15 protein-coding genes are annotated in these 19,072 nt (G+C 68.4%); 7 read left to right on the top strand and 8 right to left on the bottom strand.

Annotated features, from left to right (window positions below; all coding sequences use genetic code 11):
- Positions 1-82: 82 nt before the first annotated feature.
- From OG817_RS12585 to OG817_RS12560, 6 genes are all read right to left on the bottom strand, one after another.
- Entirely contained in the window at positions 83-454 is a 372-nt protein-coding gene (locus tag OG817_RS12585) for a hypothetical protein (protein WP_393390426.1), read from the bottom strand.
- Positions 451-891 (bottom strand): phage tail protein, encoded by a 441-nt coding sequence (locus OG817_RS12580; RefSeq protein WP_393390429.1) that lies wholly within the window; start codon positions 889-891, stop codon positions 451-453. The genes OG817_RS12585 and OG817_RS12580 overlap by 4 nt, the downstream gene beginning before the upstream one ends.
- A 63-nt stretch (positions 892-954) precedes the next feature.
- Positions 955-2,097: a phage tail sheath subtilisin-like domain-containing protein gene (locus OG817_RS12575; protein WP_360454273.1), complete on the bottom strand. Its 1,143-nt coding sequence runs from the start codon at positions 2,095-2,097 to the stop codon at positions 955-957.
- A gap of 55 nt (positions 2,098-2,152) precedes the next feature.
- Entirely contained in the window at positions 2,153-2,977 is an 825-nt protein-coding gene (locus tag OG817_RS12570; protein ID WP_406054290.1) for a Pvc16 family protein, read from the bottom strand.
- Between the two features lie 6 nt (positions 2,978-2,983).
- Positions 2,984-5,119, bottom strand: a complete 2,136-nt coding sequence (locus OG817_RS12565) for an ATP-binding protein (protein WP_406054288.1) — start codon at positions 5,117-5,119, stop codon at positions 2,984-2,986.
- A 477-nt stretch (positions 5,120-5,596) separates the two neighbouring features.
- Positions 5,597-6,118 carry an AAA domain-containing protein gene (locus tag OG817_RS12560; protein WP_406054286.1) on the bottom strand — a complete coding sequence of 174 codons (522 nt, stop codon included), beginning with the start codon at positions 6,116-6,118 and terminating at the stop codon, positions 5,597-5,599.
- Positions 6,119-6,502: 384 nt separating this feature from the next.
- On the opposite strand from OG817_RS12560, the gene OG817_RS12555 reads away from it, so the two are divergent.
- Complete coding sequence (locus OG817_RS12555) at positions 6,503-6,697, top strand: hypothetical protein (RefSeq protein WP_396395984.1); 195 nt, start codon at positions 6,503-6,505, stop codon at positions 6,695-6,697.
- A 629-nt stretch (positions 6,698-7,326) separates the two neighbouring features.
- Entirely contained in the window at positions 7,327-7,665 is a 339-nt protein-coding gene (locus tag OG817_RS12550) for a hypothetical protein (RefSeq protein ID WP_396395990.1), read from the top strand.
- 99 nt (positions 7,666-7,764) lie between these two features.
- On the opposite strand, the gene OG817_RS12545 is transcribed toward OG817_RS12550, so the two are convergent.
- Entirely contained in the window at positions 7,765-8,427 is a 663-nt protein-coding gene (locus tag OG817_RS12545) for a LuxR C-terminal-related transcriptional regulator (RefSeq protein WP_406054283.1), read from the bottom strand.
- Complete coding sequence (locus OG817_RS12540; RefSeq protein WP_406054281.1) at positions 8,408-10,186, bottom strand: sensor histidine kinase; 1,779 nt, start codon at positions 10,184-10,186, stop codon at positions 8,408-8,410. The genes OG817_RS12545 and OG817_RS12540 overlap by 20 nt, the downstream gene beginning before the upstream one ends.
- 104 nt (positions 10,187-10,290) lie before the next feature.
- Between OG817_RS12540 and OG817_RS12535 the strand changes: the two genes are divergently transcribed.
- The 5 genes from OG817_RS12535 to OG817_RS12515 all read left to right on the top strand — a co-directional run bounded on the left by OG817_RS12535 (position 10,291) and on the right by OG817_RS12515 (position 19,008).
- Positions 10,291-10,665 carry a response regulator transcription factor gene (locus OG817_RS12535; protein ID WP_406054279.1) on the top strand — a complete coding sequence of 125 codons (375 nt, stop codon included), beginning with the start codon at positions 10,291-10,293 and terminating at the stop codon, positions 10,663-10,665.
- Positions 10,652-12,235, top strand: a complete 1,584-nt coding sequence (locus tag OG817_RS12530; RefSeq protein ID WP_406054277.1) for a sensor histidine kinase — start codon at positions 10,652-10,654, stop codon at positions 12,233-12,235. The genes OG817_RS12535 and OG817_RS12530 overlap by 14 nt, the downstream gene beginning before the upstream one ends.
- Positions 12,236-12,379: 144 nt before the next feature.
- A complete protein-coding gene (locus tag OG817_RS12525; protein ID WP_406054275.1) occupies positions 12,380-13,846 on the top strand; it encodes a TRAP transporter substrate-binding protein in 1,467 nt (488 codons plus the stop codon).
- Between the two features lie 198 nt (positions 13,847-14,044).
- A complete protein-coding gene (locus tag OG817_RS12520) occupies positions 14,045-17,641 on the top strand; it encodes a BTAD domain-containing putative transcriptional regulator (protein WP_406054273.1) in 3,597 nt (1,198 codons plus the stop codon).
- Positions 17,638-19,008: an FAD-binding oxidoreductase gene (locus OG817_RS12515; protein ID WP_406054271.1), complete on the top strand. Its 1,371-nt coding sequence runs from the start codon at positions 17,638-17,640 to the stop codon at positions 19,006-19,008. Before OG817_RS12520 ends, OG817_RS12515 begins: the two co-directional genes overlap by 4 nt.
- Positions 19,009-19,072: the final 64 nt, after the last annotated feature.

Below are 19,072 nucleotides of genomic sequence, written 5' to 3'. Positions count from 1 at the left end.
GTCAACACCTCCGTCAGGGTCCAGTGCGTGTGCCGACCGAGAAAGGCTGCCTCCTGGTGGACCCGGTCCAAGGGGTAGCCCGTTATCCCCCCAGCAGTGGCACCTCCACCTCGTGGCCCCCACCGCAGTGCGGACAGACGACGGCGACCACGTGCGGCGTCAGGCCGTTGATCCGGTTGTACAGGTCCTGCAGATGCGCCAGGTCCTCGGAGAACAGGCCTTCGACCACACCCGGGTTCACGTCCGGCAGGCTGCCGAGCTTCGTGACCACCCTGGCCAGCAGCACCACGATCAGGTACGCCGGCCAGCCCTGCACGCGCGGATCACGCAACGGGTAGATCTCGTCAGCGGCCGTCGCCAGCCGCATCCTCCCGGACCGGTGCAACGTCCCCTCGGCGTCGACGTACCCCTTCGGGAGCTCGAAGGACACCTCGGTGACCAGCTGGCCAGTCATACCCGAGCCAGACCCTCGTGCGCGAGGACCAAGGTCTCGACGAGAATTTCGCTGCCCTTCGCGTTGAACGCCGATCCCTCCCACTTGGTCGGCCAGGCGCGGTCGAAGTTCCACCGCACGACCTCGGTGCGGTTGGCCAAGTCGAAGACGACGATCGAGCCGTTCTTGCGGACGACCAGCCCCTGCACGATCTGCAGCCGCCACTCCCACAGTTCGATCGAGGTGGTCGCACCCCACTTCAGCGTGATGTCGGTGTACGTCGTCTTGCCTGGCAACTTGCGAACGGTCGTGTTGTCGCCGCCTTCGCGGTTCTCGATCACCTCCGTGGTGGAGCCGAGCCCACTGCACTCCGTGAAGCTGGCCTGCGCGATCCCGTCCAGCTCCACCAGGAAGTTGAAGCTTCGGTACGGGTCGACGCGTTGTCCTGTCTGGGGCATCCCCTTGCCTCCCAACCCCGAGTTGCCACTCCACCGGGCCGTTGGCCCGGTGCCGTCGTGGGATCAGCCCTCGCTGACCTTGGCGCCGCCGTCCCACAGGCCGATGCGCAGGATGATGTGCTCGGCGGGCCGCGTCACGGCCAGGCCGATCTCGACGATGACCTCGCCGCGCTCCCGCACCGGCGCGGGGTTCAGGGACTCGTCGATCGTCACGTAGAAGGCTTCCTTGGCGGTCCGGCCGAACAGCCCGCCCGCCTCCCACACCCGGGTGAGGAACTCGGTGATCGAGCGCTCCAGCCCTTTCCAGAGCGCCGTGGTGTTCGGCTCGAACACCGCCCAGCGCAACCCGGTCACGAGCGAGTCCTCGACGTACGACACCAGCCGCCGGACATTGACGAACTGCCACGGTACGTCGGCGGACAGCGTGCGCGCGCCCCACACCAGCGGCGGCCCACCCGGGAAGGTGCGGAGCGCGTTGATGTTCTGCTTGTTCAGCTGGCCCTGCTCGGTGTCGTTCAGCGTGAAGTCGAGGCTGACGGCGCCGCGGATCTGCTCGTTCGCAGGAGCCTTGTGTACGCCGACCGTGCTGTCGCAGCGCGCCATGATGCCGGCGATGTGCCCGGACGGCGGCACCGGGATCGTCTGCCCGGTCGTGCTGCCCGGGTCACGGATCACGATCCACGGCCAGTAGAGCGCGCCGAACCCGTTGACCGACAACAAACCGGCCCGTTGGGTGAGCAGGGGGTTCCCGGGTTTGAGCGGGTCCTTGTCCTGGACGCCGTCCAGGATCGCGAACCGGTCGCCCAGGGCCTCACAGTGCTCGATCACCTTGTCCTTCTGCAGTGCCGGGTCCACCAGCCCCGGCACACACACCAGACCGACATCGGGCAGCCGGCTGAGCTGTGCCAGCGCGCCGTCCAGACCGTCCATGTTCTTGATCGGCACCACATAGGCGAACGTGCCGCCGTTGTCGAAGAACCCGCGGACCGCATACGGGAGGTTCAGCCCGCTCTTGTACTCACCGAGTTTGTCCTTGTACGCGTTCCAGCTGGAGACTGGCACCGGCTTCCCCAGGTCGTCGCCGGTGGGGAGCGTCGCCGTGACGCCGATCAGCGCCGCAACGCTCGTCCCCGCGCCGGCGATGGGCCCCGCGGGGGTGATTTCCTCCAGGTGGATCCCGGGAGCTGCTGTCGCGTAGTCGACCATCGCTGCTCTTCCGCCTTTCCCGTTTTGCTCGCCGGTGGGTCGCGTCGTCCGGGGCCTACGGCCCCGAGAGGACCACCGTCTGCGTCTGATGGTCGGCCGCATACGTCACGGCGACTTGTTCGTCGGGCCGCCCGGCCGCCCGCACCTTCAACGTGTACGTCCCGAACTCGAGCCCAGGTACGGCGAACTTCCCGTCCGGACCGGAGGTCGCCTGGGCGCCGGTCTCGGTGACGGAGACTGTGGCGGCCGGGACCGGCACGAGCGACTGGTCGGTCACCACGCCGCGGAACAACGGGTGCTCGACCGAAGTGCTGCGCACGTCGATCTTCTGGACCGGCGGGAACTCCTCAACCTCGTCGTACGGCTCGACCGTGATCGTCACCGTGATCGGGAACGCCGGCCGCGGCGCGATCCCGAGCGCGGTCCAGAACTCACCGCTCGACCGGTTCTCCTGCACCTGCGCGACCATGGTCGGCAATGGATAGGCCTGCGGTGGGGTCGCCAGGGTGCCTCTGAGGAAGCGCTCGTCGACGACCGGGAAGCGGCTGAGCCACAGCAGAGTGAGCCCCAGCAGCCTGTGTTCCTCCGCCGCCTTGAGCCCGCCGGCCTGAGCTGACCACGCCGTGGCGAGGTAGCTGCAGTCGACGCGCAACGACGGCAGCCGAGAGGCGTAGCCGTCGTTCGTCCTGGTGAGGACCCGCGCTTCGTCACGGAGGCTGCGGTTCTCCGAGACGTCGTGCAGGAACAGGTTCACCGTCGCCTCGGCCGGTTTGTAGTTCTTGTCCGGCGTATCGAAGCTGACATCGGCCGCACGCAGGTCGGCCGGCGCCGAGGCGTCGTCCAGGATCGCCTTCAGGGTCTCGTCGAGGTCTTGGAACACGGCAGCTCACCACACCTGCTCCGCGGTGGCACCGGGTGGCACCCGGCCCATCTTCTGGAACTCACGCCAGATCGCCTGCCGGACGTGCGCAGTACCGATCGACTCGCTCCGCGCCGCAGCCAGGAACGCGGAGTGCAGCGCGGCATTCCTGATGTTGGCACCGGAGAGCCGGAAGTCGTGGGCCAGGCCAACGACGTCCAGCGTCTCCGCCAGTGGTGCGCCGGGCGGGAAGGCGATCCGCCAGATCCCCTCGCGTAGCTCGTCGTCGGGGAAGGGGAACTCGACGATGAACTGCAGCCGACGAGTGAACGCCTCGTCCAGGTTCTGCCGCAGGTTGGTGGCCAGGACGGCGATGCCGTCGTACTGCTCCATCCGCTGCAGCAGGTACGACGTCTCGATGTTGGCGTACCGGTCGTGGGCGTCGTGCACCTCGGAGCGCTTACCGAACAGCGCATCGGCCTCGTCGAACAACAAGATGGCGTCTGCGTCGGCGGCCGCCGCAAAGATCGTCTCGAGGTTCTTCTCGGTCTCGCCGATGTACTTGCTGACCACCGCGGACAGGTCGATCGCGAACAGATCCAAGCCGAGCTCACCGGCCACGACCTCCGCAGCGGTCGTCTTGCCGGTCCCCGGCGGTCCAGTGAACAGGGCAGTGGTTCCTCGGCCACGCGCCAGCTTCTGTTCGAAGCCCCACTCGGTCAGAACCGTCGAGCGCAAGCCGACCCGGGCGCACAGCTCCTTCAGCTGCGCGGTGGTATCGGGAGGCAGCACGATGTCGGCCCAGGTGCAGGTCGGCTCGATGCGGCGCGCCAAGACCGCCAACCGTTGACTTGTCTGCCGCCGGGCTCCCGCGAACACCTCTTTCGCGGTCGGTCCCCGGTCCGCGCCGGCAGCGGTGGCCGCGCTCGCGACCGCCTCGGCAATCTGCGCCGGTCCGAATGAGAACCGACCTGCGAGCGTATCCACAAGGTCGGTCGACGCTGTCGTCCCGGCCTCGTCGAGCTCGCGCGCCCACGCGGCGCGGCGGGTGGCCAGATCCGCTCGCCCTACAGCGATATTGAGAACACCGAGCGGCGGCCCACCTTCCGCCGTCCAGGGCTGCGTGCCGGCCAACACCGTGATGCCACCGTGCTCAGCCAGGCCGTCGACCAAGGCCGACCGCGCGCGCGAGCCGACTGGCAGGAAACTCTCGCCGTCGACAAACAGCACTGCCCCTTTGAGCAGTGCCTCGCGGAACGAGCGGGCCACGACGAGCGCGGCCTTCTCGTCTGCGGTCGGCAGATCGGCCGCTCGGAGCGTGAGGATGGGGGCGCGCAACTCCCCCGCCAATGCCACCGCCGCAGCCGCGCGGTCGGACCCGACTGGCCCGTGCAGGTGGATTCGCAACGGGTAGCGGCCCTGCGCGGCCCCCGCCGCACCCAGAACAGTTCGCCGCGCTGCCGGCGAGAGCGCCGTCTCTGCCCAACGCGCCGGGGGCGGGCAGGCGAGCTGGCAGTACCCGGCCAGCTGTGAGTCGAGACCGTCCACGGCCAGCAGGACGCCTGTGATCTGCTCGTCGAGGACGACCGCCTGCGCCAGTAGTGGAGGATGCGCTCGCTCCTCGCTGACAAGTTGGAGGATGTTGTTTCGCAGCAGAGGGGCGTCAGCGGCGAACAAGGTCCGCCGTACCAGCTTTTCGTCGGGTGATGTGCTGATCAGGTCAAGGATGAGATTCACCGTTGCGCGACACCGGCTGACGTCATCCTGAAGGTAGCCGTACAGCCGCTCGTAACGCAGGTCCACCTCTGGTGCCAGCGCGATGAGCACAACGTCGAGTTCGTTCTCGGTCAGGCCGTATGTACGCCGCAGCCAGGCCCACCCGTCGTCCGACGACGCCAGCTCGGCCCAGGCCGGCGGGAGCGTACTCTCCCTGCACGTGCGCAGCGGTTCGCCCAGCGGACCGCTCAGAGCGGCAGCCGCAAGCTCCTCGGTGATGTAAAGCCCCCGGAACGAGTCGCGCCCCGCCTCGGCACCGAACCGTACTCGAGCCTCGGCCACAGCCGCGGCCAGTAGGCTGTCCAGGCGCTGGAATGGGCGCCGCCAGTTCGCGGCGCAGTCGGCTGACTCGGCCGGGGCGAGCAAGGAGGACGCCGCGTCAGACATGCATCCCCCCTCAGGCGCGAAGTGTCGATCACCCAACGAGGTGAACCGGCCTGATAAAACCCCCAGCTAACGACGCTACGGAGGGTCATAGGTGATGTCAAGGCATCACGGATCTCCAACGCGACCGAGTGTGGCCAATCACGATTATTGCCTACAGCAACAACCTTACAAGCGACTGAATGCCACATCATCCACGAATACAGCGGTCGGGGAAGATCACGACGACATCGGCGCGGAGCCCGGCCAGTTCCGCGCCCGCCTAGGTGACTGCCTCGAACGTTGGCCGGACGATCACAGCCTGCTCGTCCGTGCTCAGGTCCTAGCCGGCCGCCACCTAGCGACCCGTACTTGAGATACGCCCTGACTCGTCGGACGAGACCGCGACGCAGGCCCATCTCTACCTCAGACTCAGCTAGGTAGTCGAGGATGCGATCGGACGAGCGCCGCAACAACGGCAGACGGTCGAGCTGTGCCAACTCACCCGGGGTGACATGCTTCTCGAAGGGCTGAAGCTCCAAGACATGCGCGTCGATCTCCTTGCCGCAGTCCGGCGCGATTACGCTCAGCCGCCTGAAGCCGGCGAACGCGTCTGTCGACCTCGGCCAGTCTCTCGGCCGGAGGGTCGGGCGGCGTCTCGTTCACGAACCTCCTCAGCTCCGTGTTCCGGCGGTTCTGCCGGTTGGAGAACTCCTCCGCCATCTCCTTGTTGCCGAGCCGAGCAACGACGTGTCCGACTCCGAGGATCTCGAGCTTCTCCCGGACATTGTCGACAGCCGAGTTGCCGAACGAGACCACGCCGATGGTCGCCGAGCCTTCCGCGATGACGTTGGCGATGAGGTTCAAGATCGTGTCGGTCTTGCCGGTGCCGGGTGGACCCTCGATCACGGAGATGGAGTGGCTGAGTGCTTTCTCGACCGCTTGCCGCTGGCTCAGATTGCAGCGAAAGGGATAGATCGGTGGCGTCCTCAGTTCCGTGGACTCGATCGGTGCGCCGGCCACGAATCGTCCCAGAGCGCTTTCGGGGTGAACGAAGTTCAGCGAGTCGTACACCGGCCGGAGCGGGTCGTCAGACGGTAGGCCGGACACAACGGTGCGCCAGTAGCTCAGAATGCAGGCGCCCCTCGGACTGTCGGCCGCACTTGAAACAATTCGTACCTGCCATGCCGGTCGAATGCGATTGGCCCCGCCCTGTCCATTCTGCGATCTTCGCCGAAGAGTGGGCGCATACAGTGCTCGACCACGCCGCGATGGCGCTCCGGGGCCGGACAGATGAGGACCGCCAGGATCTGCGCATGCCGGATCAGCAGCTGAGGGTTCGCCTGGTACATCGCTTCCACCGGTACCCACGCAGTCCGGACCGCGGCCGCGATCACTCGCTCGACGATGACTTCGTCCAATCTGATGCGCTTCGTCGGACGCGGCGCACCACGCTTCCGCCGTACGAGGTTGTTGTCCACACTGCGGGAACGGATGACCACGCCGGAGGTGATCAGGTACCTGATCCAGCTCAGCTTGCACACCCCGCGCGACCTGGGCGATCGCCGCGAACAGATCGCACCAGAAGTGATCCGCCGCTAATCCCATGCGCAGCGGGTTCGCCTGTCCGTCCGTCCCCGGCGGCCCGACGATCGCGTCCACTTCGATTCGGACCGCATCGGACACGAGGCCTACCAGACCCGCTCTGAGGCGCGCGACAGCGCTACGGTCCTCATCGCCTGCCCCGACAGCCGCGCGATAGTGACTGCGCATACCTACCCCCGGACATAGCCGCTGCTCGCGCATTCCCGACTACTCACTGTAGTGAGAGACTTGCTGTCGCAGAGGCCAGCGCGTGTCGCGCCCCACGTGGACGTATCGTGCGCCGAACTGGCCCTCGTCAGCGGCACGAGGTTCGAGCTCAAAGCGCCGCTCACACACCGAGATTGAGGTGTGTGGTTAAGGTGCGTGTTCCTCCTCGGAGACTGAAACGGTTGTATCAATCATGCAGGCGGCACGGGCTGTGCCGCCTGTTCTGGAGAGACCGCAGAGCGGCCGGTTGCCTTGAGCAACGGCGGCGGGTTCACATCACCTACGGTCCGGCCTCCGTGCTGGCCGCGACATCGGCCGTTGCGGGACTGGGGTTGTCCCCGATGTGTCAGCCGGTCCTGCGGCGGACGCTGACAGGTACCAGCACTAGAGCGGCGATCCCACCGCAACGGGAGGAAATCATGAACAACAGATACGCAGCCCTCGCAGCCTCTGCGCTGACGATGGGCGCTGTCACCTTCGTGGCGCTTGAAGCGTCGGCCGATGCGAAGGAGCCGACCCGCGAATACGCGGCCACTCCGATGCAGACCACCCCGCCGCCTTGGCCGGACGAGGGATCCGGCTATCCGCAGCCCGAGCCGAAGTCCCCGGAGCCCGTCGCGGCGACCAGCACAACGGAGGTGCCGGTGGACCACAACATGGACGAGGCTGTGCAGGCCGCTGCGTCCGCACTAGGTGGTGCGGGTCTCGCCCTAGGCGGGATGTGGCTATATCGGCGTCACCAGGCGCCGGCTCGCTAGGCGCGAACAGCCGTACATGCTCGCCTGCGCTGCCGATGTCCGAGGCGGTCATCACCAACCCTGTCCCCAGAACAGTCGCCGACTCTCGTCGAGAACGATTCATTCGTCCGCGCTCGGCGCAGAGCGCAGGTAGGCGAGGGTGGCCAGTACTCGGCGGTGCGACTGGGCGTCCTCGGTGATGCCGAGCTTGCTGAGGGTTTGGGTGACGTGAGCCTCGACAGTGCGGGTAGTGATGTGCAGCCGAGCCGCGATGGCGGCGTTGGACAGACCTTCGGCCACCAGCCCCAGGACCTCACGTTCCCGATCAGTGAGCCGATCGAGCGGGTTCTTGGGTCGGCGGCGTCCGATCAGCCGAGCGACGATAGTCGGATCGATCACCGTCTCCCCATCCGCGATCCGGCGTAGTGCGTCGACAAGGATCGCCCCATCGAAGAGCCGTTCCTTGAGCAGGTAGCCGACCCGCTCCGGGTGGTCGGAGATCAGGCGCAGCGCATAGCTCGGCTCGATGTACTGAGACAACACCAAGACGCCGATGTCTGGGGACTCGACCTGGATACGCCGCGCCGCGGCAAGTCCCTCATCAGTATGGGTGGGTGGCATCCGGATGTCGGCGATCACCGCGTCCGGTCTGTGCCGGCGAACGAGCGTGAGCAGATGGTCAGCGTCCGCGGCCTCACCGACTACGTCCAGGCCGGCCTGGCTGAGCAGGTGGACAATTCCCTGCCGAGTCAGCAGGTTGTCATCAGCCACGACGATTCGCATGAGCCCTCCCGTCGACCGGATCCTGTTGCCCGCAAGGGATCTCGGCCCGCAGACCGCCGGCCTGCCTGCCGAGAGTGCCGGACAGGGCGCTCAGCCGGTCGGCCAGGTCTTCAGGCAACGCACCGAAGGTCCCACCTACCTCTACGACGAGGCGGTCACCGAGACGGGTCATTGCAATCGAGAGGCTGCTGGTTGCCGCCTGGACCGTGCCGGCAACGACGAGGTACGCCGCGCGTTCCACGGCAGCAGGCAGACGTCCGGGGGGAACGGCGGTGATCTCCAGCGGGTACGTCGCCTCTTCAGCCAACGACCACAGGGCGGCGTCGAGCCCTGCCTCGTCGAGGATCGCCGGAAAGATTCCGTTGGCGAGCTCCCGCAGTTCGGCCAGCGCTGTCTGTGCCTCGGCGAGAACGGTGTTGAGCGTTGCGGCGAGCTCGGGATCTGTCGTCGCGGCGCGGGCGAGTCGGAGCTGGTAGGTGAAGGCGAGCAGGCGCTGCTGGGCTCCGTCGTGAAGGTCGCGTTCCAATTGTCGCCGGGCCAGGTCAGCCGCCTCGACAATGCGCATACGGGACGAGCGCAGATCCTCCATTCGAGCCTGTACTTCGGCCGCCAGTCGCTCGTTGTCGATCGCCAGCCGGGCTGCCGAGCCGATCTGATCCTCGAGCTCGGCAGCGTCGTACAAGCCGGCATCGTGTTCGACGAGCGCGACCGGCTGACCATGACGAACGACGGAGGTCGCCGCCCGCCCGGGGCTGGACTGCAGCGTGATCGGCCGTCCGGCCGCGTCGACATACCGCTGCGAACCCGGCAGCCAGTAGGACACTCGGAGACTCTCGTCCCCGAGAGTGCGGGCAAGCGCCGACTGCAGCGAACCGGGCGGCGGCGCGACACCGAGGTCGTCCGCGAGGCGCGCCACTGCGGAGCGCCGGCGGCGTGCGCGAACCACCGCCCAGGCCAATCCGATCGCCAGGCCGGACAGCGCGATGGCTTGCGCGATATGGATCGAACGGAAGACGACCCTGGTCGGGTCCTCCGCAGGATCACGCAACAACGCCGTCGCGTAGGCGGCGTAGCCTCCGGCAGCAGCTGCGGCCGGCACCACCACGAGCGACCATGCCGCGCGGGTCACCCGACCTGCACGAGCCAGGCGCCATCCGGCGATTCCGAGCGTCACGGCGCCCGTGACCAGTACGAATCGGAGCCAGAACTGGTCGATGACGCGCGCCAACTCCGGGTTGGGAACGATCAGGAACGCGTTGCCGGTGCAGTCGTTCCAGCAGTAAGGGTCGAGGAACGGATCCCGTGTAACGGCTCGCGTGACGCTCACGCCGCCCGCGGCCAGCCAGCCAACGCCGATCGCCACCCGGCTCCACGTGGTCGATCCTCGTCCTGACGGATACGAGATGACGAGGTGCACGAGGGCAGGCAGCACGAGCGGTGCCACGATCATGCCCAGACTCCGGACGAGCTCCGGCCCGGCGGTCCAACCGGTCCACATCGACGCGAACCACCCCAGTCCGGCGGCGATGGTGAGCTGCCCGGCGGGTCCGATCGTCCGATCCCACACCGCGAAGGTGCCCGCAGCGACCGGTCCGAGTCCCGCCGCAAGGGTTGCCGTAGCGACGCCGCGAGACACCTGCGCATAGTTGGTGACCCGTTGGTCCGAAGTACTCATCGCGGCGATCGCGGCTGCCGCGCCGGCCGCCCCGAGGACCGGCAGCAGCCATCGGATGACGATGGCGCCTGCCGGCCTGTTCATGGACTGATTGTGCCAGGGAGCCGCCTTGCTGATGCTCGGTTCCGATCCGGACCATTGTGGCTGGCCACGAGGACGGACGCGCTGACTAGTGAGACCATCCACACGTGGGCAACACGGTGCTCGTCGTTGATGATCACCCTGACTTCCGGGCCGCCGCATCGGCGTTGCTCGCGGCCGAGGGCTTCGAGGTCGTCGGCGTGGCGGCAACCGGGCATCAAGCGGTACTCCTCGCCACTTCTCTCCAGCCGGATCTGGTGCTGCTCGACATCAGACTCCCGGACCTGGACGGGTTCGCTGTTGCGGCTCGGATCGCCGAGTTGGACGGTCCGCCCGTCGTCGTTCTGGTTTCGAGCCGGGACGCACGCGCGTACGGCCCACGCCTGACGCGCGCCTCTGCCCTGGGGTTCCTGACCAAGAATGAGCTGAGCGGCGCCGCCCTACGCCGCCTGTTGGACGGTGGCCCACGTGCCCGGCCGTGACCTGGTGGTCGTGGTGACCATTGGCGGATTCGGGGTGCTCAGCGAGCGGGTCACGATCGTCGATGGGCAAACGGGGGTCTGGCTGCCCGACCTCGCGGTTGGCATGGTGTTCCTCGCTGCTGCCCTGCTGGTCAGCCGGACGGCGGCGATCGGCAGCGCCTCACCTGCGATGGGATCAGCCATCCTGCTGGGCGCAGTGGCGGTCACGTGGTTCGCAGGCAACCTCGCCGAGCCAGCGTTGTATTGGCATCGCGGCCCGCTGTTCCACCTGCTGTTGGCCTACACGGGTTGGCGGGTGAGTGGCCGGCTCGGCTGGGCCATGGTTCTCCTCGCTTATGTTGCTGCCGTCCTTCCAGCCGTATGGGGTAGCGAGTCTGCAACCATCGTGCTGTCCATCGTGCTCGTCGTGGGGGTGATTCTCCAGCACCGAACGGCCACGGGCCTTGCGCGAGGATCTCACGCAGCGGTTTGGGGTGCCGTGGCTGTCGGTGTAGTGCTGGTCGCCAGTGCCGTCACCCGGCTCGCCGTCCCCGCCGGTACTGCCGTGCAGCCTGCGCTCTGGGCGTACGAAGCGGTGTTGTGTGCCGTCGCGGTCAGCGCTGCCGCGGGCATACGTCGGTCGCGGCCAGGGAAGGTCACCGACCTCGTTGTCGAACTCGGCGAGACCCAATCGGGCACGCTGCGCGATGCGCTCGCGCGCGCCCTCGGCGACCCCACGCTGCAAGTCGGCTTCTGGTCAGCACACAGCCGCGCGTACGCCGACCCGGCAGGCGTTCCAGTCGCAGTACCGCCGCCTGGCGCGGGGCAATCGGCCACTTTCGTCAGGCGGAATGGTGATCCGTTCGCCGTTCTCGTGCACGACGCGACCGTCCTCGACGATCCTGCTCTGGAGAAGGCTGTCGCGGACACGACTCGGCTCACTGCGTCGCACGTCGCACTGCAGGCCGCAGTACGCGCGCAACTGGCCGAGCTGGCCGCATCCCGGCGGCGGCTGCTCGTCGCCGGTGACGCCGAACGGCAGCGCATCGAGCAGCGCCTCCATGACGGTGCCCGTGGGCGGCTGGAGCGGATGAGAACTGCACTACGCTCCACAGTTGCGGATGCGGATGCGGACGACTCTATGGGGCTGGCTCGCAGCCACCTGGACGGGTCCCTCGCGGACCTGAGTGAACTGGCTGGAGGTCTTCATCCTCGTGAACTCGCCAGTGGCCTGGGCGACGCGCTCGAGGCCCTGCTGGAACGCAATCCGACGCCCGCGCAGCTGACGACGACGAGCCAGCGGTTCCCAGCCGAGGTCGAGGTCACGGCGTACTACGTTTGTGCCGAGGCACTGGCCAACGTCACCAAGCACGCTGCTTCGTCACACGCCACGGTCGAGGTGGCGCAGCGACGCGGTCGGCTCTGGGTGACGATCGCCGACGACGGCACCGGTGGCGCCGACCCTGCCCGTGGAAGCGGACTGGTCGGCCTCACCGACCGCGTAGAGGCACTCGGCGGCAGATTGACCGTGCACTCACCGCACGGCGCAGGTACCCGCATCGTCGCCGAACTGCCCCTGGACAACCAATGAGTGCATTTGCGTCGCGGGTGCAATCGCTGCCGTCGACTGTGGCTGGCCACAGTCGACGGCGACAACAACCGGGTGCTCGCCGCGATGTGCGCAGGCTCTGCGTTTCCTACCGTCGATCTCGTCCATCGACTTCGGGAGGAAGCAATGGGTAAGACGACGAAACCCCTACGGTGGTTGGCGATTCTCGCCATCGCCTCAGGCTCTCTCGTGGCCTGCACCAGTGGCCCGTCCGGAAACAAGGCCGGCGGCGATGCCGGACCTGTAACCCTCCGCATTGGCACCGCCGACTACCTCGGCCGGCCGTCAGCCGACGCGATCCAGGAGTTCGCTCGTCAGGCCAAGACCCGGTCCGGTGGCCGGCTCATCATTGAGCCTGTCTGGCAGGCGGCTGGTGAAAACGCGGACGACTGGGACCAGGCCGTTGCCCGGATGGTCAAGGACGGCCGGCTCGATCTCGGCGTGATCCCGACGAGGGCTTGGGACACCGAGGGGGTGACGAGTCTGCGCGCTCTGCACGCTCCGTTCCTCGTCACCTCCGACGCCTTGGCCGACCAGATCGTCGTCGCGGACCTGGCCGACGAGATGATGGCCGGTCTGGACAAGGCCGGCGTCACCGGACTGGCATTGTTGCCGGAGAGCCTGAGACATCCGTTCGGCTACGGCCGCGCCCTCCTGTCGCCGAAGGATTACGCCGGCAAGACCTTCCGCACCCCCCGGTCTGAGCTGGGCGACGCAACAATTTCCGCACTGGGCGCGAAGCCGTCAGATGCGGAGGATCAGGTAGGCGTGGAGGCCATCCAGGCTGGAAGGGTGGGCGGCTCCGATACCGCGTTCGTCCTCGCCGAGTCTCTGCAGGCTCCCGCCATCGCAACAGGCAACGTCACCTTTACCACCAAGGTGAACTCGCTCGTCATCAACTCCAAGGTGTTGAGCGAACTGGCGCCGACAACCAAAAGGGTGTTGAAGGACGCGGCCTCGGCCACCCAGCGTTGGGTACTGGACCATCGGGTCACGGAAGCCGAGGCGGCGAGGGTGTACTGCAGCGGGGGCGGCGCAATCGTCGCCGCAAGCGACGCCGACCTCACTGCGCTCGTGCGAGCGGTGCAACCGGTGTACGACCAACTGGAGCGTGACGCCGCGACGAAACGCCTGCTCGATCGGATCCGCGAGCTCAAGCGGACCGTACGGGTCTCCGCACAAGGGGTCGCCACCCCTTGCCAGGCCCGCGCCCGAGCCACCCCGCCACCAGCCACCGGTAACCAGAGCATCCTCAACGGCGTCTATCGGTACGAGATCACGCAGCAGGAACTGCGCGGCCTCGGCGTGACCAACCCCCGTGACCTGGCCAGGAACGAGGGCATGTTCACCTGGAGACTGCACGACGGGCGGTACATCTTCGACCAGGCTGCGCCGGGCGAGACGGACCACCAAGAAGGCAAATACGCCATCGCCGGCAACCGCGTCACGTTCCAGCTGTCCTGGGTCAACGACCTGCAAGTGACCTTCACTTGGAAGATCTCGGACAAAGTGCTCACTCTCCAACTCGACGGCGAGACAGAGCTGCTCCTGAAGGCCCTCTTCACCGCACACCCGTGGACGAAGATCGCCTGACCGAGCACAGCCACGCGGCGGGCCGCCGCTCCCACGGAGGCCCGCCATGGATCAGACCGCCGCACAGGCGTGCTGCAGGACAACACTCGCGCCGATTGCGAACGCGATCCGGGGCGTTCGGTAGTGGCGTGATCACCGGGTTCGGGGGCGATGCCGAAATGAGGCTTCTTCGTTTACCGTGGCGGTGGGGGTGGTGGCGTGGGGGCGGACCAGTTGCGGATCAGTCTGCTCGGCGAGTTCACGGCGTCGTACGACGGCGCCGCGCTGGATCTGGGCGGGCGGCGGCAGCGCGCCGTACTCGCCGTGCTGGTCCTCGCACGCGGCGAGGTCGTCCCGGCCGAGCGGCTCGCGGACGCGGTCTGGGGAGAGCATTCGCCTGGCAACACAGCAGGCGCCCTGCAGTCCTATATCTCGCACTTACGCCGCAGCTTGCAGCCGGGGTCACCGGCTCGCGCCCGGTCCGCGGTAGTCGTCCGCGAGGGTCCCGGGTACGCCGTACGACTCCCGTCCGACGCAGTCGACGCCTGGCGGTTCGAGAGCCTGCTGAAGGAGGTCACAAGCTCGCCTGCGGAGGCGGCGGCCGGTCTGCAGGAGGCGCTCGCGCTGTGGCGCGGTCCGGCGCTGGTCGAGTACGCCGACGAGCCGTGGGCCGGCGCCGAGATCGCCCGCCTTACCGAGCTGCGAGCCGTCGGCCGTGAACGCCTGCTCGCCGCCCGTCTCGATCTCGGGGAGGCGGCCCTCGTCGTTGGCGAGCTCGAGGGGATGGTCGACGAGGAGCCGCTGCGGGAGGAGCGGTGGCGGCTGCTCGCGCTCGGGCTGTACCGCGCGCATCGCCAGGCCGACGCCTTGGCTGCGCTGCGGCGGGCCCGCGAGACCCTCGCCGACGAACTCGGCGTCGACCCCGGTCCGGCTCTCCGCGAGCTGGAGGCGCAGGTACTCGCGCAGTCGCCCGGACTGATTCCTGCCAAGCAACCGCGGGAGGAGACAGTGCGGGCAACGGCCACGGACGGCAACGGTCTCGTCGACCGGGACCGCGAGCTCGCCGCCCTCCGATCGAAGCTGGACGGCCTCGCGGGCGGGCAGCCTGGTCTGCTCATGTTCGAGGGCCCGGCCGGGATCGGAAAAACGCGCATGCTGGCCGAGGCGCGCAGGCTAGCGGCCGAGCGATCCGTGCGGGTGCTCTCGGCGCGCGGGAGTGCCCTGGAGAGTGCGTTCGCGTTCGGGGTCGTGCGCCAGCTGTTCGAGGCAGAACTCGGCGACCCGGCGCGTCGCGACGAGCTGCTGCGTGGTGCGGCGGCAGGAGCCGGGGCGGTGTTCGACATCGCCGACGGCAGCCGGGCCGAAGGCTTCGCCGTTCTGCACGGCTTGTACTGGCTGGCGGTCAACCTCACGACGGAGGGACCGCTGGTGCTCGCTGTCGATGATGCGCAGTGGTGTGACGGCGCCTCGCTCCGCTTCCTGGCCTATCTGGTGCGACGGCTCGCCTCGGTACCTGTACTGGTAGTCGCGACCCTGCGCACAGGCGAGCAACACGATCACGAGGACCTGCTCGCCGAGCTGGCCCTCGAACCCGAGGCGCTCGTCGTTCGGCCGGCGCCGCTGTCCACTGAAGCTACGGCGGAGCTGGTGGAGCGACGGCTCGGCGCACGACCCGCACCCTTGTTCGTCACCGCCTGCGAGCGGACAACCGCGGGGAATCCGTTCCTGCTCTGTCAGCTGCTCCAGGCTCTTGCCGCTGACGGAGTCCGGCCGGATGCCTCCCACGCCGACCGAGCCGTTGCGGTCGGGTCGCGGGCGGTGTCGAGCCGGGTCCTGCTGCAGCTCCGCAGGCTGCCACCAGACGTCGTGGTCGTCGCGAGGGCGGCCTCCGTCCTTGGAGACGGTGCCGCCCTGCCGGCGGTCGCGGCACTGGCCGGGGTCACGGAGGCTCGTACCGCGGAAGCGCTGGCCGTACTGGCGCGTGCCGAGATCGTCAGGGACGAGCAACCAGTGGCATTCGCGCACCCGCTCGTGCGGGACGCGGTGTACCAAGGGCAGCCGGCGGCCGAGCGGGAGCTCTGCCATGAGCGGGCCGCGTCAGTCCTGCGGTACGCGCGGACGAGTGACGAACTGGTTGCGGCACACCTGCTGCTGGCGCCGCCCCGGGGTGACGAGAGCGTCGTGACACTGCTACGTACGGCGGCGCGCGGGGCTGCCGAGCGGGGGGCGTCCGAGAGCGCGGTTACCTACCTGCGCCGGGCACTCGCCGAGGTGCCGATGGGTTCGGGTCGAGGAGACGTAGTGCTCGAACTCGGGATGCGAGAAGCACCAGTGGATGGCGCGGCAGCGGTTGAGCATCTGGTGCAGGCGTACCGGCTGCAGGACGATCCGCGCGTCCGCAGCGAGATCGCCATCGCGGCAGCCTCGACCCAAGTATTCGCGAGTCCGCCCGGAGTCGCGACGGCCTTCGCCCGGGAGGCTGCCGCGGCGCTCCCTGACGGACTGGCTGACCAGCGCCAGGCGCTCATCGCCATCCAGCGCATCAGTGGGTTCATGCACAGCATCGGCGACGGCTGGCGGACACCCGCTCAGGAGCCAGAAGGGCAAGGACCGGGTGCGCGGATGCTGGCCGCCACGGTCGCGCTGGAAGCGGTTCTGGCCGGCAGAGACCGGGAACGCGCCATCGCGATGGCGCGATTCGCGCTCGACGGCGACCAGCTGATCGCCGTCGACGACGGGCTGTTCTGGGTCAATGCCGCCGCGGTCCGGATCCTGTCCGACGACGACATCGGCGACTTCTGGAGCCGGGCGCGCGCGGCCAGCCACGCGCGCGGGTCGTTGTTCGCGGCGCTGTCCACCAGTCTGTGGGAGGGGTTCTGGCAGTGGCGGCGCGGCGAGCTCCATGAGGCCCTCGCGTGTCTGCGGGCCGCGCTCGACCAGGATCGCCTCTGGGGAGGTACGCGGGTGGGCGAGCCCTTCGCCCGCGCCTTCCAGATCGGCTGCCATCTCGATCGGGGCGACCTCGAGGCCGCCCGCCGGGCGGCCGACGCCTTCGCTGACAGTACGGCGTTCGGCGAGGCCGGTCGTGTCTATCAGCAGGCCGTGGCGCGCTTGCTCGTCGCCGAGGGCCGCAGCGAGGAAGCCCTTCTCGTGCTCGGCAATCCCTCGATCATCGATGGGATCGTCATCGTCAATCCGGCCTGGAACCCGTGGCGGTCCATCAAGGCCGCGGCCTTGTCCGGCCTCGGACGTACGTCGGAAGCGATCGAGACAGCCGAGGAGGAACTGGCTCTGCTCCGGGTCTGGGGCGCACCGAGCTACCTCGGTAGGGCACTGTGCATGCTGGGCGAGTTCCGTGGTCGCGCGGGCCTCGACAACCTCGTGGAGGCGGTGGATCTGCTGTCCTCGACGACCGCCGCGGTCGACCTCGCCCGAGCACAATGCGCGCTCGGCAGCCACCCAGACGTGGGCGGCGAGGATGCGATCGCGCTGCTGGAAGCTGCAGGCCGGACGGCGGAGCAGCGAGGCGCTCGCCAGGTTCGCGAGCGGGCACTGACTGAGCTCAAGCGGCGCGGGCGCCAGATCGAGCCCGGCACCGACGAAGTGCCTCGGTTGTCGCGGACCGACCGGCAGATCCTCGACCTGACCGCAGCCGGTCTGGACGTTCACGAAGTCGCGCAGCGGCTGTTCGTCACACCGGGGACCGTTCGGGACGTACTGGACGGGTCCGGCGTCACAGCTGAGCTCGGCAGCTCAAGAATCTCTCAAGTCGGACGAGCGACCATGACGCACGACCAGAACGGGAGCCTCCAGTGACGGTGCAGCAGAGTCTCCGGGCCGCGAGCCTTCGCGGGCTCTGCGGCGGCGCCGTGCAGCTTCCCGGCGACCCGGCGTACGACATGGCGCGCGCACCGTGGAACCTGGTGGTCTCCGACCATCCCGCGGCCGTCGCCTATCCCGCGTTCCCCGAGGAGGTCGCCGAGGTCGTCCGCGCCGCCCAGGCCGCCGGCCTGTCGGTCGCGCCGCAGGGCACCGGCCACGGCGCTCCGGCCTTGGGCGGCAGGCTGGCCGAGGCGGTCCTGCTGCGCACCTCCGCGATGACCGAACTGAGCATCGATGCCGAGAACCGGATCGCCCGCGTCGGCGCCGGCGTGCTGTGGGGTGATGTGGCGGCGGCGGCCGGGAGGCACGGACTGGCGACGCTGCATCCGTCGTCTCCCGACGTCGGCGTAGTCGGCTACTCGCTCGGTGGTGGGATCGGTTGGTACGCCCGGCGACTCGGTCTCCAATGCAACTCTGTCACGGCTGTCGAGGTCGTCCTTGCCGACGGCACCTTCGTACGAGCGACCGCCGACAGCGACGCTGATCTGTTCTGGGCCCTCCGGGGTGGCGGTACGCCGCTCGGCGTCGTCTGCTCGCTCGAGTTCGAACTCCAACCGATCCGGACCGTCGTCGCCGGGTTCCTCGCGTGGGACGGGACGGCTGCCGATCACGTGCTGCCCGGGTGGGTGCAGTGGTGCGCGGACGCCCCCGAGCAGGTGACGTCGTCGTTCCGCCTCGTCGACGTACCGGACCGGGACTCGGTGCCGGCCGACGTCCGGGGCCGCCGGTTGGCGATCATCGACGGTGCCGTGCTGGGCGACGACGCGTTCGCGGACGACGTACTGGCGCCATTGCGCGCACTCGCTCCGGAACTCGACACGGTCGCCCGGGTACCGGCCGCCGACCTGGTCAGGCTGCACCTCGAGCCTGAGGAGCCGACCCCCGCGTACGCGAGCAGCACGCTGGTGTCCGAGCTTCCCGAGGCGGCGATCGCCGCGGTCATCGAGAATGCCGGTCCGCGTTCCGACAGCAGCCTCACGGTGGCCGAGTTGCGCCAGCTCGGCGGCGCGCTGTCCCGGCCGGACCCGGATGGCGGCATCCTGTCGTCCCTCGACGGGGCGTTTCTGGCACTGGGTGTCGGGCTGGGATTCGAACCCGCGGACTGGCCGCGGCAGCGCGCCGACACAGAGCGGTTCCTGGCCGCGGTCGCACCCTGGTCGACCGGAAGCACTTATCTTCCGATGCTCGACGACAGCAGCGACACGCGCAAAGCCTTCCCGCCGGACGTCCACGCGCAGCTGACCGCGGTCCGGCGCAAGGTCGATCCGCACGGGCTCTTCATGGCACCGCATCAGACTTGAGCCGGCGCCTCAAGCCGGTCACAAGTCGTCGTCAAGTGCTTCGCGACACCGTCGGTCCGTCATC

Source organism: Kribbella sp. NBC_00889, from assembly GCF_045207705.1.
Taxonomy (GTDB): domain Bacteria; phylum Actinomycetota; class Actinomycetes; order Propionibacteriales; family Kribbellaceae; genus Kribbella.
The sequence above is the reverse complement of the archived record's forward strand: the minus strand, read 5'-3'. Positions and strand labels throughout refer to the sequence as shown.